Raw genomic sequence first — 20002 nt, forward strand, 5'->3', positions numbered from 1 at the left:
GCTGAACTGCGAAGCCCCTGTGGTGGGGGCCGCAGGTAATGCGGATCGGTGCTGCTACGGCTGTGGTGGCCGTGGTTAGTGGCCGGTGGTGCAGTGGCCCTGATGAGGGGCCGACTTGGAAATGGGCGGCTTGATAAGCCGCAGCTCAGGACCAGCTAGGAACTGGGACTTGAGCGGCCGACACGGGTTAAGAGCCCGGTCGGTAGACGGGCCGCGCGAGGCCAGCGGGAGGTTAGTCCGCTTCTTGGTGCGCGCGGTCGATGGCCTTAGGTCATCCCGATCCCCTCTCGGAGATCGGCGTCGGCATGCCCTCATCCAGCTGTGCGGCCTCGGGGAAACGCTCCGCGAGTCGCTTGAGCAGGTGAATGTAGACGGCCCGGTGAGGCCGGCGCGGCTGAACCTGCCCCAGCTCCCAACGAGCAATAGCGAGGCGTTGGACGCCCACGGCCTCAGCGACCTCCAGTTGGGTGAGGCCCGCGGCGAGGCGCAGCCGCTGCCGCACACGCGGCGGCGGCAGGACGTCGTCCAATAGGGCGTTCACCCGCTGCAGGGGGTCCGCGTCGGTCATGGCCCAACCTCTCATGATCGATGTTTCCCCGAAAGATACACCACGGGACCGATCTGGGAGGGCGTCAAGCAATCCCTCGATAGGGTCGGTTGTATGCTCGCCCTCTTCGACCTGGACGGCACGCTGATCGACCGTCAGGCCGCGCTCAGCGATGCCGTGCCCGCCTTGTGCCGCTCCCACGCCTTCAACACCCCCATCGAGCATTGGCTTCGCGCCGCGCTGGCCGACCGCGCGAACCCCAGTGACTTCGCCCAGCTGCGCACCTACTTCGGACTGACGGAGCCCGCCGAGCAGCTGTGGCAGGAGTACGTCGATCTGATCGCCGGGGCCGTCACCTGCCGACCGGAGGTCCTCAAGGGCCTGCGCCAACTGCGCGCGGCGGCCTGCACTATCGGCATCATCACCAACGGGGCCGGCGACATCCAGCGGGCCAAGCTCGCCGCAGCCGGCATCACCGACCTGGTCGACGGCGTCGCGGCCTCCGGCGACCTGGAGATCCGCAAACCCGCCCGCGAACTCTTTGAGCTCGCGGCCAGCCGCTGCGGACGGAGCCTGGCCGACGGCGGCTGGATGATCGGCGACAACCCGGCCGGAGACATCGGAGGCGGGCACGAGGCGGGCCTGCGCACCATCTGGCTTCGTGGTCGGCCTTGGCCCGAGGGCCTTCAGCCCGCAGACCACAGCGTTGATGACGCCACCGACGCCATCACCATCCTGCTCAACGAGATTTCGGAGTAGCACCGTGGACCAGCCCACCGTCGGCATCCTCCACCCCGGCAGCATGGGTGCGGCCGTCGCCGCCTGCGCTGCGGCCAACGCCGCCGCCGTCCTCTGGTGTGAGGCGGGACGCAGCACAGCGTCCGGGGCGCGCGCCGAGCAGTTCGGCCTGACGCCGGTGGGCACGCTGCCCGAGCTGCTCGACCGCAGCGACATCGCCATCAGTCTCTGCCCACCAGCGGCCGCCGAGGACCTGGCTCGCGACATTGCTGCGCACGGCTTTACCGGGGTGTATGTGGAGGCGAACGCCATCAGCCCCGAGCGGGCGTCTCGGATTGCCGAGCTGCTCGAACCGGCCGCTACCGTTGTGGACGGCGGCGTCGTTGGCTCCCCGCCCGTACGCGGTAAAGCGCCGACGCTGTACCTGTCGGGCCCGGCCGACGCGACCGCGCGGATCGAGGCGCTCTTCGCAGGCACCGCCGTGAAGACGAGGACCCTGGGCACGGAAGTCGGGAAGGCCTCCGCCCTGAAGCTGTCGTACGCATCGTTCCAGAAGACGAGTCGCGTGCTGGTGGCGCTCGCGGTCGGCATGGCGCGTGAGCACGGCGTCGACCAGGAGCTCATCGACATCGCCTCTCGGCGCACCGACTCGTACCTCGCGGAGCCGGAGTACGTCGCCAAGACGGCGGCCCGCGCCTGGCGATGGGGCCCGGAGCTGGAGGAAGCCGCCGACACGCTCACGGCCATCGGGCTGCCGCCCGAGATGCTGCACGCCGCCGCGTCCACGCTGTCACGGTGGCATGAGGTCAGGGACGACAGCGAGCTCACCCTCACCGACGCCCTGGACCGCCTCGCCCAGCCGTAACCCGCGCTCATGCCCTTGCCGCCCCAGCCCCCTGCGCCAGCAGCCGGTCGATGAGCAGCGCAGCCTCCTGCGGCGACACCGTCGTGGTGTCCACGGTCAGGTCCCAGACCACGTCTGGGTGCGCGTCCAGGTCTTCGCGGGTCGCCTCCCACGCCGACAAGCGCGCCGTGGTGTCACTGTCGCCCCGGCCCGCAGACCGCTGCGCCGTCACCTCGAGCGGGCACCAGAGCAGGACCACGGTCCAGTCGGCCGCGTAGCCGTCGACCAGGGCCCGGATACCGTCGACCTGCCCGAGGTGCACTACTGGCACCCCGGCGGCGAACGCGGCATCCAGGCCCGGTGCGTCGATGACGTAGGTGTTGCCGTACCTGGAGTTCGCGTAGACGACGGCGTCAGCGGCCTCCAGCGCGGTCAGCTGCTCCGCCGTGCCCATGCGGTACCCCGCAGACTTGCCCGATCCGACTTTGAGTCGCGCGAACTGCGCGTACGTCGAGCGCAGCTCGGTGAGCGCGTTGGTGACCGTGTCCTTGCCCGCCGCCGGTGGGCCGTACAGGACGACTCCCTGCTTCGCGGTCATGCGTACATTGCCCCCATCGCCTGCCGGGCCTGATCAGCGAGGCTCACCGCGGTGCCCAATGTGTTGTCGACGACCAAGTGCGGCACCGCAGGGCGCAGGTCCAGGTTGATCGTTGCCATGTACTCGTCCCAGCGCTGGAGCTTCCACGCGTCCCGAGCTGCGGAGCGGAAGGTGATGTACTCCCGCATCGACTCCTCATCGCAGCGCACCCACACCGGGAAGACGTCGACGCCCATAGCCCCTGCGCGGTTGGCCAGGCGCTGCATCCAAGCCGTGTCGGTCATTTCCGCGATGAACGGCGCGGTCAGCACCGTGCTGATCCCGCACCTGATGTTGGCCATGGCTGACTGCATGAGGCAGTCGTACTCCACCGACCGGACACGCTCCCTGTAGAGCTCCGTGTGCCGGTCGTTGGGGTCACCGCCCAACGCAACCAGGAGGCGTTCCACCAGTGGTCGGGTGAGCGGATCCTTATCGAGCAGAGGCCAGCCGGTGAGCTGCACGAAGAACCTCGCGAGCTCGGTCTTGCCGCTGCCGGCGTACCCGCCGACCAGGATCAGGACGGGGCGGTGCGGATCGCCGCCGGTGTGCCTCCGCTTCCAGGCGTCGATGATGCGCTGCTGCAGGGCGAAGTGATCGCCTTCCCCTGAGCCGGATCCAGGTCCGATTCGGTGAATCGCCCGCTCGACAGCCAAGACGTGCGAGCCATTGAGGCGATCGTCCATGGGCGTGAGCTTGAAGGACGTTTCCTCACCCGGCAGAGCATTGCGGAAGCCGAGGTCGGGCTCCGTGGCCCGGTAGAGAAGGCAGTAGGCCCGCCTGTAGTGCGGGCCCGGGTAGACCTCGCCCTGCTCGTGCTGCCAAAGCGTCTGCGGATTCGCGGCGGGAATCCCCTTCAACGTGGCCCGCTCAGCGACTTCGCGAAGTCGCTCGCCAGCCTTTTCCAGGGTCAGACCGTGTGCTTCGCGTTGTTCACGCAGTCGGTCCGGCCGCCACCCCGCTCGTTGCTTCCCCACCCTCTGCCCCTCCGTCATCGTCATGCCCGCGAGCCTAGGGCGTGGGCCCGAAATCCCGTGTGTACGCGGATGTTGAAAACCCGTGTACGTGCTTCGACAGCGCGCTGTGATGTCCCCGCCGCAGTGCACGCGGTGTGATTGCTCCAGCAGCGCAGCCGGGTTCTGGATGAGGAGGTGCCTTGTGCAAGGTCAACTTGCTTCAGTTGGTGTGGAGCGATCAGTTCTTCCGCTGTTGCTCAAGGGCTTCGAGTCGGGCGGCCATGGCCTCAAGTCTTGCCTCAAGCCTCTCGACTGTGGCAGCAAGGTCGGCCGTGGAAGGTTGCGCTGCGACAGGAGTCGGCCGGGCTCGGACGAATACGCCCTTTCCTGCCTGTCCATACAGAATGCCCTCGGCGGTCAGTTCGGTGACGGCGCGCCGGACCACGGTGCTGGAGACGTCGTACTGCGATCCCAACTTGGCTGTCGAGGGAATCGGATCTCCGACTGCAAGACGACCAGCGGCAATCTGTTGGCGAAGGTCCTCCATGACGCGCTGGTACTCCGGCTGACCGCTGCCCACCGCTGCTCCTTCCTCATGTGCCCGCTTGCTTGAGCTGCTCATAGTGCAGCACATGGGCTCGGAGAGCAGTGGGTGCAGGGTCGGGGTCGTCATTGGTAACACCTCCTTGACAACCTTATACACATAGTGCACCTTGTACGTAAAGCTCGTGTCCTTCGGGAGCACCGAGTGAGCACCACCGCAAAACAGTGGGGGTCTCCGTCCTTTGGGACGGGAGGCAGTGGGGTGAGCCGAGCTCCCCCGGCCGAGGCGCCTGTACCGAATAGCTCCACCTGATCCACCTCGAACAGCGCTGCTGCGCTGTCTGTCCGTCAGGACCACCAGCCGAAAGGCCGGCCTGGCGCGGCAGAGAAGGCAGCACCCGCTTCCGCGTCGTCAGGAGGTCTCGATGCCCCGCATCCGTCCCGGCCGTAACCGGTCCAAGAACACCAACCGCCGCGCGCCTCTGCTGCTCAGCAGCATGGCGCCGGAGGACTTCAACGTCCGCCCGGACGAGGCGAAGTCGATCGCCTGCCCCGACTGCCGCACCTGGCGCCGGATCATGGGCGACAAGGTCCTCAAGATCCGCGAGCACTGCATCTCCGACAAGGTCGCCGAGGGCGAGAAGCACACCCTCTGCCCCGGTACCGACCAGGTCGTCGTCATCGACATCGACGTACAGCGCTGGCAGGCCAGGCAGAACCGCCTGCTACGCGACGCAATGCCGCAGGACAACCGGCGCGCCGCGCAGCAGTTCTACAAGCCGCTCCCGGCCCTGGCCGCTCCGGTCTCCCGGATCACGGCGGAGGTCACGCTGGAGACGGCCCGGCAGTCCTACCTCGCCCACCGCAAGGGCTGCACGCGGTGCGTGAAGGGCCAGCACTGCACGGACGGCGGCATCCTGGCCCGCCGCTACGTCCTCGCGCTCAACCAGGAGCCCGCCCGCCGAGAGGCCCGCGAGGAGCAGGAGCGCCAGGAGCGCCGCACCATGCGGAAGCAGACGGCGCCGACTGCCCGCAAGGCGCAGTGGGCCAAGCACGGCGGGTCGGAGGTCGAGACGGCGAACAACCGCTGCGCGGAGCGCCTCGCAGGGTCGCTCTCTGAGTTCCGCGGCCCCGAGCTTCCGCTGGCACCGCAGGACCCGGGTGCGCACGACCGCCGCCAGGCCGAGCTCGGCAAGCAGTACACAAGGAAGGGCTCGGTCACGGCAGCCGCCTGACTCGAACACCGCGACGATCGACCACGGCCCCGGCCGCCCCGCATCCATCGGGGGCGGCCGGGGCCGTGGTTGCTCGTACGGGCAGCCTGAACGACGACAGCCCCGGGGATTGCGCCCCCGGGGGCTGTCCAGGACCTGAATCGGAGGACCTGATGCAGCTCAGCATGACACGTGTGGTGCCTCGGCCGAACGCCGGGATCATCGACGACATCGAGCGTGAGGACAACAAGAAGGGCTTCGAGCCGGACGACCTCACCGCGTTCCACCAGCTCGTCCGCCACCTCACCGCCGACGGCGACCGTCGCGCGGCCCGCGCCGGCCGCAGGGCCCGCCGCACGCTCGCCGAGATGACCGTCGTCGGACAGGGGCGGTGACCGGGATGGACTGGCGACACAACGCGGTCTGCGCCGACGAGGCGGACCCGGAGCTGTTCTTCCCCATCGGGAACACCGGCCCGGCGCTCCTGCAGATCGAGGAGGCCAAGGCCGTCTGCCGCCGCTGCCCGGTCATGGAGCAGTGCCTGCAGTGGGCGCTGGAGTCCGGTGAGGACACCGGCGTGTGGGGCGGCCTGTCCGAGGACGAGCGGCGGGCGATGAAGCGCCGCGCCGCCCGCAACCGGGCCCGGAACAACAAGAAGAACAGGGCGGCGGCATGAGCGACGCCGACCAGAAGCGCCTGGAGGACAACCTCCGACGCACGAACGAGAACCACGAGCTGGGCCGACGCCTGCACGGCTGACACCCCGTACGGCTGACCGCGGTGCGGGACGGAAACCCAACTTCCGTCCCGCACCGCGCCGCTCGACCAGACCGGTCGCCCGCCAGACGGGCGGCCGGCCTTTCGCACGCCTCCAGCCCGGGAGAGTCTCGGGCCCGCATCCCCGCAGGAGAGCTCATGCGTACCAGCACCCTGCTCGACACCGCGGCGGCCACCGGCACCACCCGGCTGCCCGACTCGCTCTGCACGCACACCCCGAAGTGCCCGACGGCCGACAGCCCGGACCGGGAGGCCGCGCGCGTCGTGGCCTCCCACCCGGAGCAGGGCTGGAGCCTCCTCTGCAACGCCGTCCTGGTCTTCGAGGACACCGGCGAGCTGCTCCCCGACGGCCGGATCGTCGACCCGCACAGGCCCACCGGCCCGACGGACACCGCGCTCTCCCTCCGGATCGCGGATACCCACGCGCTCATCGGCGGCACGGCGCCCAGCGGGAAGACCAGCGCGGCCGCGTTCCATGCGGCGACCCTGGCCAACAGCACCTCGTGGTCGGCCTGACGGCTGCCTGATCCGCCCGACCCGGCCGCCGAACCCTGACGGCCGTCGGGCGGTGACTGGGAGCCGGACAGTCCGGACCTCACCCAGGGAGCCTGTATGCACGCCTTCTCCGAGCCCGCGACGGCCAAGGGCCAGGCCGTCTCGTTCCAGCGCGACGACTTCGTGCTCTACCGAGATCCGGAGCGGTTCTGGCGCGGCGAGCCGAACCACACGGTCGTCTGCCGGGTCAGCTGGGTCAACACCTACGTCTCCGGCGGGGTCCGCTACACCCTGCTGCCCGTGAAGGGCGGCGTGATCAACGACGCGCAGGGCGCGTACATGCGGCTGCTGCCGCCGGCCGACGCGATGCGTGACATCGACACCGCCCCGCTGAACACCGTGGGCGCGGCGGACGAGATGACGGCGGCCGCGATGGCCTGGCTCACCCAGCAGCACCTGACGGCCAACCGCCGCCCGGAGCTGCCCGCCCACGAATGACCACTAGCCCCGCAGCACAACGGTCCTCCGAGTCCTCGGCATTAGAGCTGCCGGGGCCTCGGAGGACCTGGTCCTGACCCTACCGACCGACGCTGCCCCGCGGTGCCGTTCCTCACGGAGGCGCCGGAAAGTACGAGAGGACATCCCCCGTGGCCACCAAGACCACCGCCCGTCGCCGGGGCCAGCCCAAGCGGCAGCCCCGCACCGCCGCCCGGCCGTCGGCACCGCAGACCACCGTCCCGGACCAGGCCGCCGCCCCGGCCGCCGAGAACACCGTGCCGCTGGTACACGAGGAGGCTGACCCGGTCCTGGCCGACGCAGCCGACCGCGCCGCTGACCTCCGCGACCAGGCCGCCGCCGACGCCGCGCAGATCGTCGCCAAGGGCGAGGCCCGCGCCGCCGAACTGCTCGACAACGCCCGCACGGAGGCGGCCACCCTCACCGAGGCGGCCACCGCCGAGCAGTCCCGCCTCCTGGCCGACGCCACCAAGGCCGCCGACCGGATCCGCGAGGACGCCGCGACCGATGCGGCCGCCGACGCCCAGCAGGTCCGCACCGACGCCAAGACGGCGGCGCAGCAGCTGCTCGCTGACGCGCACGGGGAGGCCGAGGCCCTCACCACGGCCGCGGCCGGGAAGGCCGAGGAGGCCCTGGCCGACGCGCGGCGCCGGGCGCAGGACGCCCTGACCGATGCGGCCGCCGACGCGGAGCGGGTCCGTATGGAGGCCGGACGGGAGGCAGCGCAGGTCCTCGCAGACGCGACGGAGAAGCGCACCGAGCTCCTCGCCGAGGGCGAGCGCACCGCCGCCGACACCCGTACGGGCGCGGCCAAGGACGCCGAGCAGGTCCTGGAGCGTGCCCGTGCCGACGCGGAGCGGACGCGCGGGAGTGCGGACGAACAGGCCGCGCAGGTGCGGGCCGGGGCGGAGAAGATGGCCGCCGGCCTTCGCGCCGACGCCGACCGCGCCCTGGACGACGCCCGCGCTTCCGCTGAGGAGCTGCGGACGGCGGTCGACAAGGACGTCGCCCGGCTGCGGGAGCAGGCCGAGACGGACCAGGCGACGGCCCGGGAGGCAGCGGCCAAGGCCACGGCCGACCAGGCCGCAGCCACGCAGGCGCTGGCCGAGGCCGAGCGGATCCTTGAGGCCGCGACCCAGCGCACGGTGCGCCGGGCCCGCCGCCGCGAGATCCGGGCCGAGTCCCGCGCCAAGCGGCGCAAGGCCCGCGACGAGGCCCGGCCCGTCGGCGGTGTTCCGCCGCTGTCCGGGCAGGAGCTGGTCCTGGTCGTCGGGATCGTCCTGGCGGCCGCGGTCGTCTCCACCCTCGGCCTGCTCTCCTCCTACACCGCCCTGGAGGCCAAGGCCGCCGGGTGGGGCTGGGAGTGGCCGTGGCTGCTCCCGGTCGGCATCGACGTTGCCATCCCCGCGTTCACCGGCGCCAACCTGGTCCTGATCCGCATGGGGATGGAGCTGCGCTGGATCCGCTGGGTGCCCCGGGCACTGACGGCGGTGACCGTGTACCTGAACTGGTCGGCGTCGCACAGCGCCTCCGGTCGCCTTGGGCACGCCGCCCTCACCCTGCTCTGGGTCGTCTTCTCGGAGATCGCCTCCCACGTGTACGCCACGCGGATCGGCGCGGTCACCGGCAAGGTGCGGATGGAGACGGTGCGCCGCAGCCGCTGGGTGCTCGCCCCGATCCCCACCGCTCGCCTTCGCCGGCGGATGATCCTGTGGGAGATCACCTCCTACGAGGAGGCGCTCACCCGCCTTCAGCAGGAGACCTGGCTGCGAGCGCGGCTGCGCGAGGAGTTCGGTCTGCTGTGGCGGTGGAAGGCTCCGCTGGAGCAGCGGATGGCGCTCAAGCTCGGCAGCGCGCCCGCCGTGCTCGCCGACACGCTCACCCCCGAGGACGCTCACACCATCGAGCGCGTGGAGGAGAGCTCGGACGCTCACCCGGATGCGGGCGGCGCTCCCCCCGAGGTGAGCGCGCTCACCTCGGGCAACGCCCAGGGTGAGCGTGAGCGCCCGGCGCTCACCGCAGGCGCTCACGATGGTGAGCGCCCCGGGGAGGACGACGACGCTCACCGAGCGGAGAGCGCACGTACGCGCAGCGAGCAGGGCGCGCTCACCGAGCGCCGCCACGAACGGATCCGGCTCCTCTACACCGAGCTCGGGCGCCGCCCGCAGTGGACCGAGATCCGCGACGCGCTCACCGAAGCGGGCCTGTCCGACGAGCCGGTCTCCCGCCCGACCGCCCAGCGCCTGCGCGAGCAGGTCGAAGAGGGCACCCCGAGCGCCCCGGCGAGCCCGAGCGTGAGCGCCGGGGCGAGCGTCCCGGTCAACGCCTGAGCGCCCATCCGGCGCTCAACCTCCCTGCCGCTCATGGTCGCCCCCGGCCCGCGCCCACGCTCCCCGAGCGTGAGCGCGGACCGGTGACGGCCACGGCCGGCAGGCCCGCTGTCCGCGCCCGCCCCGAGCGGGGCGCGGACAGCCAGCCCGAACCGAGCACCATCCCGGCCCCGCACGCACGCCTCGGGGACACGGACCCACGAACCCCTTCCCCTCCCCACCCCCGAGACCTGGAGGTCTTCTGCCATGCCCGAGAACAACAACCGGTGGACCTCGGACCACCTGATGAAGCCCGGCGGAACCGCCCTGTACGCCGCACAGCAGCGCGAGCGGCTGCGGCAGATGGCCGACGAGGTCAGGGCGCTGCTCGGCGAGTACCGGTCCGACCTGGAGAACATCAAGTTCGACGCGGACAAGCCCTTCGAGGCCCGAATCCGGGCCTATCTCGCCTCGCGTCCGCTGGCGCAGCTCGAAAGCGACCTGCGGGACGCCGTAAACCACGCCGGAAAGCTCGACGCCGAATTCCAGCGGCGCTACGTCGAACTGCCGGAGAGGCGCGAGAAGAAGGCCGAGAAGAAGGAGCTGGAAAAGGCCAATAAGAAGGGCCTGGCCACCGGCCGCGCGGTCAACAACGCCGGACACCTCAACGGCCTCACGAGCGCCCTGGCCGAGCCGACCGGCGACGGAAAGGGAGTCGTGCAGAAGACCGGCACGGACGGCGGTCAGAACACCTTCCTGGACTTCCTGGAAAAGAGGGCCTGATAAGTGCCCGGCCACCTTTCCAAGGGCCAGACGGCGCGCTGGAACAAGCGCCTGGCGGAGACCACCACGAACAAGGCGCGGGCGACCGCGCTGTGGGACCTGGCCCGCCTCCTGGCGGGCACCGACGACAAGGCGTGGGCCGACCTGGTCCTGCTGCTCCAGCGCTGGACGACGGAGCAGCAGGGCCGGCCGACCTCGCCGTAACGCTCCGCGCTCATCACTGCTCATCATCACCACCTCACCCCCGTGAATCCGGGGAGCCCAACATGCGCGCCTATACGCGCGCGTGAGGCCCCCCGGATCCGTGACCCGGAGTGACTGATGGAAGGAGACGGCCGATGGCCGACGACGACGCCGGGGGGACCGTCCTCGGCTTCCCCGGCGGGCTGACGATCCCGGGGCCGGTGGGCAGCGGCCCACCGGCCCCCGGGGCCGCCGCCCCCACCCTGACCGCCCTGCCGACCCTGGCGCCCCCGCCCTCCCTGCTGGTGGCGGGAAATTCCGACGTCGGCGGAGGCGGCAGCACGACGGCCGCACACGCGGACCCCGGAATCCCGGACAGCCCGCAGGGGCCTGGAATCGCTGCCATGTCGGTGGTGATGATGGCCGGTATTACCGTCGCTGCGATGCGCGGTGCATGGAATGCCGCCGCTTATCTGAAAGCCCGCCACGAACACCATCGGGCCATTGCAGATCAGCAGCGGGCGGCGGCCGATAAAGCCGAGACCGGAGTGGAAGCGGCCCGCCAGAAAAGCCGTTTGCAGCCCGGTCCCGAATTCGGGCGCAGCACCCGCACGTCGGGCGGCGGAGGGGGTCGGACAAGCTCCGGAAAGAATTCCGCGCCCAGCACGTTCCGCTCCCCCAGCGGCTCCAAGTCGCCGGGGACCTCCGGATCTAAGACGCCCAGCAAGGCCCCTGGCGGGGGCTCTGGTGGCCGTACGCCCACGCAGGGCACCGGCGGGCGCGGAGGCGGCGGCGGAGGCCGCAAGGGCGCCCTGGAGCCCTCCGGGACAAAGGGTGGCGGAAAGCTCGGAGTTGGGGGCGGAAAGACCCCGACAGCCGTCACGCGGAACAACTCCGGCGGCCTCTCCGGAGCCGTCCGCGACCGCGCGGCGGACCGGGTCCGTAACGGCCCCAAGCCGAAGACCCCGACACCGACGAACACGCGCACCCCGGGAATCCGGGACGCCGTCCGCGACCGTGCCGCCGACCGCGTCCGCAACGGCCCCAAGCCCAAGACCCCGACGTCCAGCACGGACGGCAAGGGCAAGGACACCAAGGAGACGACAGGCACGACCAAGCCGGACCGCGGCCCCAGGGTCCAGGACGCGGCGCGGGCCCGGGTCGCCGACCGCATCACCACCGGCTCCTGGACGCCGACCGGCCGCAAGCCGGTCGACCTCACCAAGGGCTCGGGATCGTCAGCGACACCGGCGACGATCCGGGGCGCGCTGCGGCACCGGACGGTCGGCCGGATCCTCAACGGCAAGAAGCCCAAGCCCGATCCGGCAGCCCCGAAGGTCGACCTGACCAAGAAGCCCAAGGGAACCACCGGCACGGGAGCAGCGGCGACACCGACAACGATCCGCGGTGCACTGCGGCACCGGACGGTCGGCCGGATCCTCAACGGCAAGAAGCCCAAGACGACCCCGGCCACCCAGGCGGCGGCTCCGAAGGTCGACCTGACCAAGAAGCCCAAGCCCAGCACGACCACAGCGGCCGGCACGGCGCCGAAGGTCAGCCTCACGAAGAAGCCCAAGCCCGCCACCACCACCGCGGCCGGTACGGCTCCGAAGGTGAACCTGCGCAAGAAGGTCCGGCTCACCAAGAGGCCCGGCAAGCCGGGACCGGGCGCGCCCGCAGGTCCCACCGGCCCCACTCCGAAGGTGAACCTGCGGAAGAAGGTCCGCCTCACCAAGAGGCCGCGCAAGCCCGGACCGGGCCCGGCCACCGGCCCCACTGGCAGCACGGGCACGACCGGTCCGAAGCCGGCCGGTCCGGCCTCCAAGCCGAAGGGCGACAAGCGCCGTGCGGTCCGCGGCTGGTGGGAGCGGGCGGGCGCGCGCCGCTCCGGGAAGCCGGAGCCGGACCCGCCCAGCTCCACCAGCTCCGCCACGACGTCCGGTCCGGACACGGCACCGGCCGGAGGGTTCGGCCCTCCCCCGGGCTGGGGCTACGGCGAGGGCACGACGATCACCGTCGAACAGGCTGGCGGCCAGGTCTGGGAGGCACGCCAGCGTGAGGCGCGCCGCCGGGCCGGGGCTCCCGCCGGAGCGATTCCCGCAGCAAGGACAGGAGGAACCGTAGTGACCGTGCCCGTCCCGACGAAGGCACCGAGCACCCAGTACGCGGACAGCGACCTGACGATCTACGACGTCATCGACTCCGACGCCGACATGGCCGAGGAGATCATGGCGGGCGTCGACGAGGCCAACGCCGCCGCCGAGGGCTGCGAAAAGATGATGACGCGGCTGGAGGCCCTCCACACGAAGATCGTCGAACTCAAGGTCCCCGGCGTCCTGGAGGGCTGGGTCCTGATCCTCGCCGAGAAGGCCGTCAGCGTGAAGGCGAAAGCGGAGGCCCTGGCGGAGAAGCTCCCCGCCGCCTCCGAGGCCATCCGCACCGCCGGCGAGAACGCCGAGCGCCGCCACAAGCCGCTCGCCGACGTCACCCGCGACCACGGACACGCCGCCCCCGCCGAGCGCGACTACCACGTCGAATAGGAGAACCCACCATGTCCGACCTCGTACCCGTCATCGGCGGCGCTCTCCAGAAGACCGGCTCCGCCATCGTCGGCGCCGTCCGCTTCGGCATCGTCGTCGCGCAGCTCACCGCCGCCAGCGCCACCATGGCGGGCCTGTCCCAGCAGGTCCGCTCCACCTTCAAGTACGTGGAGGACTGCGCGAAGTCGGCCGACAGGCTCGCCGACCAGGCCGCCGCTCTCAGCGTCGATCAGTCCACCGTCAACGAGCACCGCGAGGCAGCGACCGTGATGCGTTCATGCAAGGACGAAGCCGAAGCCATGGCCGTGGAGTGCGAGGAGATGTCCACGCTCTTCCACGAGACCGCCGACGGGCACATCGCCGACTACGGCGCCGTCGCGGACGCCGCCAACAACATGCCCGACGGCATCGAGATGGCCGACCGCACCTTCTACAGCAACCGCTGACCCACCCATCCCGCACCAGCACGAAGGGCGGCGAACCCCAAGAGGGTTCGCCGCCCTTCCCTATGCCCTCGAAGGAGCGCTCACCGATGATCCGCCTCGGCCCCCTACGCAGCCGCTTCGCCCTGGCCCGCAACGCCCTCGGCCGCGTCGCCACCGTGGCCGGCACCGGCGCGCTCGCCACCGGCGCCTTCACCCCCGACCTCTACGCCCCCTCCGTCCTGGCCGCCCTCGGCTGCGCCGGATGGGGCGCCGCCTGGTCGCTCACCCTGCGCCGCGACCCGACGGGCAACACCGCCATGGGCCTCTACATGGCCCCCTCCGTCTCCATGGCCGTCCTGCTCACCGCACAGCGGATCACCCCCGGCATCGACTGGTACTGGGAGCTCCTCGCCGACGCCGGCTGGACCGCCGCTGTGCTCTACGTACGCCCGGCCCGCGTGGCCCGCATCCTGGTCGGCCGCGAGAAGTCGCTCACCCCCGAGGCGATCGAGCAGACCCGCGAGCTCCTGGTCCAGGAGGACGTCCCCGCCGGCCCCCAGCACCCGCAAGCCCTGTTCTGGGCGCAGCACGTCGCCATCGAGGGCGGCGCCGCCCCGAACACGGTGCTGGAGCAGATCGAACGCACCGGCGACCAGTCGATGACCGCCGTCATCCGCTCCACCCTCCCGGGCAAGCCGGTCCCGAAGATCGACCTGCTGGAGCTGTCCGCGGCCATCAACTGGCCCGAGGACGAGATCGCCATCACCCCGGTGCCCCGCCAAGGCGCAGGCGTGCGGCGGCTGACCGTCGGCCAGGCCCCCGAGGCGGCCATGGACATCTACACGGCCTGGGAGAAGCTCATCGCCCCCAAGGGCATGCCCTCCACCGTCATCACCGCGATCCGCACCGTCGACATCCCCGACGACGAGGCCAAGGAGCTCGGAGCATGAGCCGGATCTACGAGCTCACCGTGGAAGCGGCCGAGCCCGGCGACATCATCACCTACCACCCGCAGCGCCTCGCCGCAGCCCTGCACATCGCGGACGTCAACCGGCTCGCGGTAGAGACCAGCGTCATGGGCACCAAGGCCCTGGTCACCATCTACCCGCACGACCCGCTCGCCCGCGTCATCCTCGCCGACCCGCAGATGCTGGTCATGGACGCCCGCGGCCGCATCTGGATCGGCCGCTACCACAACGGCCGGCCCTCCCTGCTGCGCCTGTACGACCCGGCCTCCGGCTCGGCGCAGCGCCTGCTGCTGTTCGGCACCACCGGCGCGGGCAAGTCCACCGCCGGGCAGATCATCCTCGCCGCGATGAAGCGCTCCGGGATCGCCGTGCTCTACGCCGACCTCAAGGGTGGCCAGAGCGCACCGGAGGCGTTCGGGCAGACGGCCCCCGGCTCGGACGGAAACGTGGCCTGGAGGGTCACCACGCAGGAAGGGACCATGGCGCAGCTGCGCACCACGTGGCTGACCATGATGGACCGCCAGGAGCGCTACGCCCGCCTGGGCCGCTCCAAGTTCCTGCGCGACCGGCCCGACCCGCTGATCTACCAGATCATCGACGAGGCCAACAGGTTGCTGGAGAAGGGCGCGCCCTACCGGGACGAGGCCACCTTCTACATCAAGGACATCGGCCGCACCGGCCGCTCCCTCGGCGTCGGCATCGGCCTGTTCGCCCAGGCCGGCCACCTCGAGGAGATGGGCGGCAGCGACACCCTCCGCGCGATGCTCAAGGAGGGCGAGGTGGTCTTGCTCCGCTGGACCAGCTCGATGATGAAGCAGCTGGTGACCGACGGCCTACTGCCCGCTGGTCAGGTCCTCGCCCCGATCCCGAAGTACGCGGGCGAGGTCGACCTGGTGAGCCAGTTCGACGAGGAGCACGACGACAGCGATCTGCCCGGCACCCAGGGCACCGCCTACAACGTCAACGGCCGCTACCCCACCAGCAAGATGCGGTTCTGGAACATCGGCTCCGACGAGCCCACCGAGGGCCTGGACCCGGAAGTCCTCAACCTCTACGGCCCAGGCGCCCCGCCCGAGATCGAGGAAGACGCCTGGGGCCTCATCGGGGACGCCTACTGCCAGCGCCTGGACGGCATGGAGGCGTACCGGGCCGTCTTCCCCGAACCCGACGAAGACGAAGACGGCGAAGGCGGCGGAGGCGGCAAGAAGAAGAGCGGCGGCGGCGCCAAGACGGCACCCTCGCCGGTCCCGGCCGCCGCGACCAAGCCGAAGGCCCGCACACTGCGCGACCGCATCCAGTCCGTCCTGGACGCGCACGACGACCCGCTGGACGCCCTCCAGATCCTGGAACTCGTCAACGCCGACGGCGGCCGCGAGGTCAAGCTCGGCAGCGTCCGCAACAGCCTGACCGCGATCAGGAACTAGCTAGGCCGTTTCTTGTGGATCATCCGACCGACGTAGAGATGTGGCGGCAGCGTACGTTTCATCCCGTGGCACGCACAGCTCGGTCAGCTCTAGGCTCGACACCATGCACCACCAGTCCATATCCCCGCCGTTGACCGAGGAAGAGCTGGTCATGGCCGAGCACGAGCTCGGTGTTTCCTTCCCGGCCGTCTACCGCGCGTACCTCAAGGAGGCGAAGCCCGCCAAGCCGGTGTTCCGGCCCTGTCGAAAAGAGTGGGGCTGGGATTGGGGCGCGGACCGTCAGCCTCTGGCGGAGCTGCTTGCCCTGCCCTTTCCACACCCCGACTCCTACGTGAACGCGAACGCCGAATTGGACGCACGCGAACCCCGCCTGGAGGACTTCACCAACGGGCCGGACCACGCGGATGCCTGGCAGGCCTGGGACAGGGAATACGAGGTCTTCGAAGACCGGAAGACCGCCGGAGCCGTGACCCTGCAGGACAACGGCTGCGCCTTCTACACTCTGCTGGCGGTAACCGGCCCACTCGCAGGCACGGTGTGGTGGGATGGTCGCGCCACCTGCGACCTGATCATCCCGTTGTCCCTCGACCACATGGGCAGCGCCCACCCCGTCACGTTCAGCGAGTGGCTCTGCTACGACTCCTGGGACTTGATGCCGCCGAATTGGGGCAGGTCCTCTCGCTCCAGCTCATAGGCCGGCTTTTGGGATCACCTCGCTGACCAGATCAAGATGGCCGCGAGGTGGAGCCCTGCCTGGTAGCTGGTAGCCGTCTTGTCGTAACGAGTGGCCAGGCCGCGCCACTGCTTGAGCTTGTTGATGCAGCGTTCGACGGTGTTCCGCTGCTTGTAGGCCTCGCGATCGAAGGCCGGCCGACGGCCGCCCTTGCTACCGAGTCGTCTGCGGTTGGCGATCTGGTCGGCTGGCTGCGGGATCACGGCCCGGATCCTGCGTCTGCGCAGGTGCTCACGGATCGCGCGGGACGAGTACGCCTTGTCGGCCAACACGACGACGGGGCGGGTTCGTGGCCTGCCGTTCGGCCTTGTAACCCGGATTGCGGCCATGACCTGGGTGAACGCCGGTGCGTCACCGGCCTGGCCGGGTATGAGGATGAACGCGAGCGGCCGGCAGCGGCCGTCGGCGGCGAGGTGGATCTTCGTGGTCAGCCCGCCGCGGGAGCGTCCGAGGGCATGATCGGCCGGCTCGCCGGCCGGAGCCCCTTTTGACGGGCCCCGGCGGCGTGCTGGTGGGCGCGGACGATTGTGGAATCGACGGCGACGACCCAGTCCAAGTCGTGCTCGGCGTCGGCCTGGGCCAGCAAGTCTGCGAAGACACGTTCCCACGTGCCGTCGATGGCCCACATCCGCAGCCTGCTGTGGGCGCCTTTCCACGAGCCGAAACGCTCGGGCAGGTCCATCCACGGCGTTCCGGTGCGGTACTTGAACGCGATCGCGTCGATCACCTGCCGGTGATCACGCCATCGCCCACCCCGCCGAGGTGTCCGGTCCGGCAGCAGCGGCTCGATCCGCGCCCACTGGGCGTCAGTCAACGACACACATCAACCAACGATCGGATGATCGGTAAGAAACGGCCTAACCCCAACCCCTCACCGCCCGGCCGGGCCGGGCCCCGAGCCCGCCCGGCCGCCGGCCTTCCCGAAGGAGCTCACTTCCTGTGGCGTTGACCGTCTCTCTGGTCTTCTTCGCCGGCGTCCTCGTCGTGGTCCTGGTCCGCACCGGCTACCTGCGGCTGTGGCCCGCGCTCGCCGCCATCCTCTTCGGCTTCTCCCTCGCCTCCACCGGCATCGCGCCCGCCATCAACGACGCGATCAGCGGCATCGCCGGATGGATCAGCACCCTCGGATAGCCCGCCTCATGAACCGATCGGAGACCACCATGAACCGCCCCCTGTTCGTCATCGACGAAGCCGCCGCCGTCCTCGCCAACGACCCCGAGGCCCGCCAGCTGCTGACCGAGCTGCTGCTCGCCGGACGCAAGAACGGCGTCCAGGACCAGCCCGAGCCGGAGACCGGCCTGCGGCTGCGGCAGTACCCGACGCTCGCCGAACTCGAGGCGGCCGCCCACCGGCAGTAGCCCCGACCGCTCCGCCCCCACCCTCCCCCTCGCGCCCTCCTCGCCGTCCCGGCCGGGAGGGCGCGCTCGTACCCGAACGGAGAAGCACGATGGACTTCCACCCCACCGCCGGCCGCCCGATGACCGACGCCGAGGCCGCCGCCGAAGCCAAGCGGATCATGGACGCGAGCTTCCGGACCGAGCAGCCGGCCCACTTCCCGACGTCGTACCGCGACCACTCCCCCGTGCCCGCCTACGGCGACACCCCGCCCGTCCATCAGCCCGACCACCGGATCGTGCCCGCCTGGGCGGCCGGGATCGCGGTGGCCTCCATCGGCGTCGGCGCCGGGGTCACCGGCATCGGCTGTGGCGCCTGGCTGGTCCTGCAGGGCCTCGCCTCCGTCAGCCTCGCCGGAGTCCTGATGGTCACCCTGCCGTTCGCCGGCCTCGCCATGGCCGCCACCGCGATCGGCGGCGCGATCAACCGCGCCCGCTCCGTCGTCACCAAGAACATCTACGAGGGCCCGGTCACCATGCGGACCGAGATCAACAGCCACAGCACCACGCGCGGCATGTTCTTCGCCCGCACCCGCAACGACATCCACAACTGACCGGACACCCTGCGTCGTACTCGAACCCCGCCCGCACGGCCGGGAGTCGAGTACGGGGCAGGCCGCCCGGGCAGCCCTCGCGCTCAGTCGTCCAGGTAGATCAGCAGGCGGCCGTACTCATCGACCTCCGCCTCGTAGATCACCCCGTCGACGATCGCGTGGTCGACGACGACCTCGTAGTCCTCTTCGTCGTCGATCCACAGCACGCCGTCGTCGTCCGTGAACGCCGGATAGATCACCCCGTCGGCGATCACCGAATCGAACTCGACTGCCATCGCGCCCCCTTGCTGCTCCCTGGCCTCGCCCCAGCCTGTCGCACCACCAGGCCCCGGCAACAGAGCCATTCCCATCCCGTACGCGCCGTCACCGTCCTCGAAGGAGAAGCCGACCGTGGCTGACCACAACGACCGCACCCCGAACATCCCCGGCCCCCGCCAGGAGCACCCGGCCGCCGGCCACGGCCAGGCCCACGGCCTCCCCGCGGCCGCGCCCCTGCTGCTCGAAGAACTCGACGACAAGCAGCCGCGCACGGCGGCCCTGCGCGCCTGGTGGGCCGACGCCTGGGACGACGGCGGCTTCCTGCACGACCGCTGGGAAGACCTGCGCTGCGCCCCCGCGCTCGGCTGGCACGGCATGGCGAACTGGGTGAAGGCGGCGATCGGACTCGCCGGGATCTGCTTCGTCATCCTGCTGCTGGACAGCGCGACCGACGCCCTGGCCGCGATGCTGCACGGCTTGCTGACGGCCGCGCCCCGCGTCCAGGTCGGCACCGACACCTCCACCGGCGTGTTCGCCGTGATCGACCAGCCGATCCGCACGTACGTCGCCGCGCACTCTGCCTCGCTGTCGATCAGCGCCTCCACCGTCTACACCGTCTGGCAGTTGGTCGGCCTCTTCGGCCTGATCGGCGGCTTCGCCCGCAGCAGCGGCGCCCGCATCACCTGGACTGCGTGGGGCGCGGCCAGCATCGCCATGGTCTACAGCGCCGCCCCCGACGAAGGCCGCACCATCGCCACCGGGCTCGCCGTCCTCGCCTGGACCGCCGCCTCCGCCCTCGCGCTGCGCGGTCTGACCCTGCGCCCGTCGCTGTTCGTCCACAACGCGGCCCCCGGCATCGAGATCCACCCCGAGATCCACGTCCCTGCCCCGGCCGCCCCGCCGGCGGAAGCGACCCCCGACAACGTGCACCCGCTCCAGAAGCGCTGACCCGTCGCGCTGCCTGGTCCTCGCCCGCACCTTGCGGGCGAGGACCGGACAGGCCGCCCGGCCGCCACGCTGCGAGCCCCGCCGGCGAACCCCACGTCGGCGTGGCGCGGTGCTGTCCACCGACGTCTGGAGGAACCGCTCGTGCTCATGCCCCGCCCGCGTCGCCGGATCGGCCGGCCCCGCCCGCAGCGTCCCGGCCCCCGCTACCCGCAGCGT

24 protein-coding genes and 1 pseudogene are annotated in these 20002 nt (G+C 70.9%); 19 read left to right on the forward strand and 6 right to left on the reverse strand.

What is annotated here, in order from left to right; genetic code table 11:
- Positions 1–271 precede the first annotated feature (271 nt).
- A complete protein-coding gene (locus ACIPUC_RS31975) occupies positions 272–568 on the reverse strand; it encodes a helix-turn-helix transcriptional regulator (RefSeq protein ID WP_446593882.1) in 297 nt (98 codons plus the stop codon).
- Positions 569–661: 93 nt separating this feature from the next.
- Here ACIPUC_RS31975 and ACIPUC_RS31980 point away from each other — a divergent pair, with 93 nt between their 5' ends.
- On the forward strand, positions 662–1306 hold the full coding sequence (locus ACIPUC_RS31980; RefSeq protein ID WP_446593883.1) for an HAD family hydrolase: 645 nt from the start codon (positions 662–664) through the stop codon (positions 1304–1306).
- A gap of 4 nt (positions 1307–1310) precedes the next feature.
- Positions 1311–2150 (forward strand): DUF1932 domain-containing protein, encoded by an 840-nt coding sequence (locus tag ACIPUC_RS31985; protein ID WP_446593884.1) that lies wholly within the window; start codon positions 1311–1313, stop codon positions 2148–2150.
- Positions 2151–2157: 7 nt separating this feature from the next.
- On the opposite strand, the gene ACIPUC_RS31990 is transcribed toward ACIPUC_RS31985, so the two are convergent.
- The 3 genes from ACIPUC_RS31990 to ACIPUC_RS32000 form a co-directional block, all read right to left on the reverse strand.
- Positions 2158–2727: a phosphotransferase-like protein gene (locus tag ACIPUC_RS31990; protein WP_446593885.1), complete on the reverse strand. Its 570-nt coding sequence runs from the start codon at positions 2725–2727 to the stop codon at positions 2158–2160.
- Positions 2724–3767: an AAA family ATPase gene (locus ACIPUC_RS31995; RefSeq protein ID WP_446593886.1), complete on the reverse strand. Its 1044-nt coding sequence runs from the start codon at positions 3765–3767 to the stop codon at positions 2724–2726. The genes ACIPUC_RS31990 and ACIPUC_RS31995 overlap by 4 nt, the downstream gene beginning before the upstream one ends.
- 193 nt (positions 3768–3960) lie before the next feature.
- Positions 3961–4467, reverse strand: a complete 507-nt coding sequence (locus ACIPUC_RS32000; protein ID WP_446593887.1) for a GntR family transcriptional regulator — start codon at positions 4465–4467, stop codon at positions 3961–3963.
- 223 nt (positions 4468–4690) lie between these two features.
- Between ACIPUC_RS32000 and ACIPUC_RS32005 the strand changes: the two genes are divergently transcribed.
- The 13 genes and pseudogenes from ACIPUC_RS32005 (at position 4691) to ACIPUC_RS32065 (ending at position 16593) form a co-directional block, all read left to right on the forward strand.
- Positions 4691–5500, forward strand: coding sequence for a hypothetical protein (locus ACIPUC_RS32005; protein WP_446593888.1), 810 nt, complete (start codon positions 4691–4693; stop codon positions 5498–5500).
- Positions 5501–5664: 164 nt separating this feature from the next.
- On the forward strand, positions 5665–5874 hold the full coding sequence (locus ACIPUC_RS32010) for a hypothetical protein (protein ID WP_446593889.1): 210 nt from the start codon (positions 5665–5667) through the stop codon (positions 5872–5874).
- Between the two features lie 5 nt (positions 5875–5879).
- On the forward strand, positions 5880–6155 hold the full coding sequence (locus ACIPUC_RS32015; protein ID WP_446593890.1) for a WhiB family transcriptional regulator: 276 nt from the start codon (positions 5880–5882) through the stop codon (positions 6153–6155).
- A 239-nt stretch (positions 6156–6394) separates the two neighbouring features.
- Positions 6395–6646 (forward strand): annotated as a pseudogene (locus ACIPUC_RS32020) (DUF5999 family protein); the annotation flags it as partial.
- A 222-nt stretch (positions 6647–6868) separates the two neighbouring features.
- On the forward strand, positions 6869–7249 hold the full coding sequence (locus ACIPUC_RS32025; protein WP_446593891.1) for a hypothetical protein: 381 nt from the start codon (positions 6869–6871) through the stop codon (positions 7247–7249).
- A 149-nt stretch (positions 7250–7398) separates the two neighbouring features.
- Positions 7399–9597: a DUF2637 domain-containing protein gene (locus ACIPUC_RS32030; protein ID WP_446593892.1), complete on the forward strand. Its 2199-nt coding sequence runs from the start codon at positions 7399–7401 to the stop codon at positions 9595–9597.
- A 246-nt stretch (positions 9598–9843) separates the two neighbouring features.
- Complete coding sequence (locus ACIPUC_RS32035; protein WP_446593893.1) at positions 9844–10359, forward strand: hypothetical protein; 516 nt, start codon at positions 9844–9846, stop codon at positions 10357–10359.
- Positions 10360–10362: 3 nt separating this feature from the next.
- A complete protein-coding gene (locus ACIPUC_RS32040; protein ID WP_331761852.1) occupies positions 10363–10563 on the forward strand; it encodes a hypothetical protein in 201 nt (66 codons plus the stop codon).
- 134 nt (positions 10564–10697) lie between these two features.
- A complete protein-coding gene (locus tag ACIPUC_RS32045; protein WP_446593894.1) occupies positions 10698–13082 on the forward strand; it encodes a hypothetical protein in 2385 nt (794 codons plus the stop codon).
- 11 nt (positions 13083–13093) lie between these two features.
- On the forward strand, positions 13094–13528 hold the full coding sequence (locus tag ACIPUC_RS32050) for a hypothetical protein (protein WP_446593895.1): 435 nt from the start codon (positions 13094–13096) through the stop codon (positions 13526–13528).
- Between the two features lie 86 nt (positions 13529–13614).
- On the forward strand, positions 13615–14457 hold the full coding sequence (locus tag ACIPUC_RS32055; RefSeq protein ID WP_446593896.1) for a hypothetical protein: 843 nt from the start codon (positions 13615–13617) through the stop codon (positions 14455–14457).
- Complete coding sequence (locus tag ACIPUC_RS32060) at positions 14454–15899, forward strand: DNA/RNA helicase domain-containing protein (protein WP_446593897.1); 1446 nt, start codon at positions 14454–14456, stop codon at positions 15897–15899. The genes ACIPUC_RS32055 and ACIPUC_RS32060 overlap by 4 nt, the downstream gene beginning before the upstream one ends.
- A 103-nt stretch (positions 15900–16002) precedes the next feature.
- Positions 16003–16593 carry an SMI1/KNR4 family protein gene (locus tag ACIPUC_RS32065; RefSeq protein ID WP_446593898.1) on the forward strand — a complete coding sequence of 197 codons (591 nt, stop codon included), beginning with the start codon at positions 16003–16005 and terminating at the stop codon, positions 16591–16593.
- Positions 16594–16607: 14 nt separating this feature from the next.
- On the opposite strand, the gene ACIPUC_RS32070 is transcribed toward ACIPUC_RS32065, so the two are convergent.
- Positions 16608–17452, reverse strand: a protein-coding gene (locus ACIPUC_RS32070; RefSeq protein ID WP_446593899.1) for an IS5 family transposase whose coding sequence is annotated in 2 segments (ribosomal slippage) — positions 16608–17110 and positions 17110–17452 — 846 coding nt in all. Because the reading frame shifts where the segments join, the coding sequence is not laid out codon by codon here.
- 119 nt (positions 17453–17571) lie between these two features.
- Between ACIPUC_RS32070 and ACIPUC_RS32075 the strand changes: the two genes are divergently transcribed.
- The 3 genes from ACIPUC_RS32075 (at position 17572) to ACIPUC_RS32085 (ending at position 18580) form a co-directional block, all read left to right on the forward strand.
- Positions 17572–17763, forward strand: a complete 192-nt coding sequence (locus tag ACIPUC_RS32075; protein WP_446593900.1) for a hypothetical protein — start codon at positions 17572–17574, stop codon at positions 17761–17763.
- Positions 17764–17792: 29 nt separating this feature from the next.
- Positions 17793–17990 (forward strand): hypothetical protein, encoded by a 198-nt coding sequence (locus tag ACIPUC_RS32080; RefSeq protein WP_446593901.1) that lies wholly within the window; start codon positions 17793–17795, stop codon positions 17988–17990.
- An 89-nt stretch (positions 17991–18079) separates the two neighbouring features.
- On the forward strand, positions 18080–18580 hold the full coding sequence (locus ACIPUC_RS32085) for a hypothetical protein (protein ID WP_446593902.1): 501 nt from the start codon (positions 18080–18082) through the stop codon (positions 18578–18580).
- 83 nt (positions 18581–18663) lie between these two features.
- On the opposite strand, the gene ACIPUC_RS32090 is transcribed toward ACIPUC_RS32085, so the two are convergent.
- The gene (locus ACIPUC_RS32090; RefSeq protein ID WP_361755527.1) at positions 18664–18855 is read right to left on the reverse strand and encodes a hypothetical protein; all 192 of its coding nucleotides are present in this window, start codon (positions 18853–18855) and stop codon (positions 18664–18666) included.
- 115 nt (positions 18856–18970) lie between these two features.
- Here ACIPUC_RS32090 and ACIPUC_RS32095 point away from each other — a divergent pair, with 115 nt between their 5' ends.
- Entirely contained in the window at positions 18971–19786 is an 816-nt protein-coding gene (locus ACIPUC_RS32095) for a hypothetical protein (protein ID WP_446593903.1), read from the forward strand.
- The last annotated feature ends 216 nt before the right edge of the window (positions 19787–20002 follow it).

Source organism: Streptomyces sp. LARHCF249 (assembly GCF_052871255.1).

Excerpts from the sequence above, each read along its gene's own strand:
- ACIPUC_RS31975 (WP_446593882.1), bottom strand. The coding sequence starts at position 568 with ATGACCGACGCGGACCCCCTGCAGCGGGTGAACGCCCTATTGGACGAC.
- ACIPUC_RS32060 (WP_446593897.1), top strand. The coding sequence starts at position 14,454 with ATGAGCCGGATCTACGAGCTCACCGTGGAAGCGGCCGAGCCCGGCGAC.
- ACIPUC_RS32085 (WP_446593902.1), top strand. The coding sequence starts at position 18,080 with ATGGACTTCCACCCCACCGCCGGCCGCCCGATGACCGACGCCGAGGCC.
- ACIPUC_RS32050 (WP_446593895.1), top strand. The coding sequence starts at position 13,094 with ATGTCCGACCTCGTACCCGTCATCGGCGGCGCTCTCCAGAAGACCGGC.
- ACIPUC_RS32080 (WP_446593901.1), top strand. The coding sequence starts at position 17,793 with ATGAACCGCCCCCTGTTCGTCATCGACGAAGCCGCCGCCGTCCTCGCC.
- ACIPUC_RS32015 (WP_446593890.1), top strand. The coding sequence starts at position 5,880 with ATGGACTGGCGACACAACGCGGTCTGCGCCGACGAGGCGGACCCGGAG.
- ACIPUC_RS31980 (WP_446593883.1), top strand. The coding sequence starts at position 662 with ATGCTCGCCCTCTTCGACCTGGACGGCACGCTGATCGACCGTCAGGCC.
- ACIPUC_RS32005 (WP_446593888.1), top strand. The coding sequence starts at position 4,691 with ATGCCCCGCATCCGTCCCGGCCGTAACCGGTCCAAGAACACCAACCGC.
- ACIPUC_RS32025 (WP_446593891.1), top strand. The coding sequence starts at position 6,869 with ATGCACGCCTTCTCCGAGCCCGCGACGGCCAAGGGCCAGGCCGTCTCG.
- ACIPUC_RS32090 (WP_361755527.1), bottom strand. The coding sequence starts at position 18,855 with ATGGCAGTCGAGTTCGATTCGGTGATCGCCGACGGGGTGATCTATCCG.
- ACIPUC_RS32045 (WP_446593894.1), top strand. The coding sequence starts at position 10,698 with ATGGCCGACGACGACGCCGGGGGGACCGTCCTCGGCTTCCCCGGCGGG.
- ACIPUC_RS31990 (WP_446593885.1), bottom strand. The coding sequence starts at position 2,727 with ATGACCGCGAAGCAGGGAGTCGTCCTGTACGGCCCACCGGCGGCGGGC.
- ACIPUC_RS32035 (WP_446593893.1), top strand. The coding sequence starts at position 9,844 with ATGCCCGAGAACAACAACCGGTGGACCTCGGACCACCTGATGAAGCCC.
- ACIPUC_RS32065 (WP_446593898.1), top strand. The coding sequence starts at position 16,003 with ATGCACCACCAGTCCATATCCCCGCCGTTGACCGAGGAAGAGCTGGTC.
- ACIPUC_RS31995 (WP_446593886.1), bottom strand. The coding sequence starts at position 3,767 with ATGACGATGACGGAGGGGCAGAGGGTGGGGAAGCAACGAGCGGGGTGG.
- ACIPUC_RS32055 (WP_446593896.1), top strand. The coding sequence starts at position 13,615 with ATGATCCGCCTCGGCCCCCTACGCAGCCGCTTCGCCCTGGCCCGCAAC.
- ACIPUC_RS32010 (WP_446593889.1), top strand. The coding sequence starts at position 5,665 with ATGACACGTGTGGTGCCTCGGCCGAACGCCGGGATCATCGACGACATC.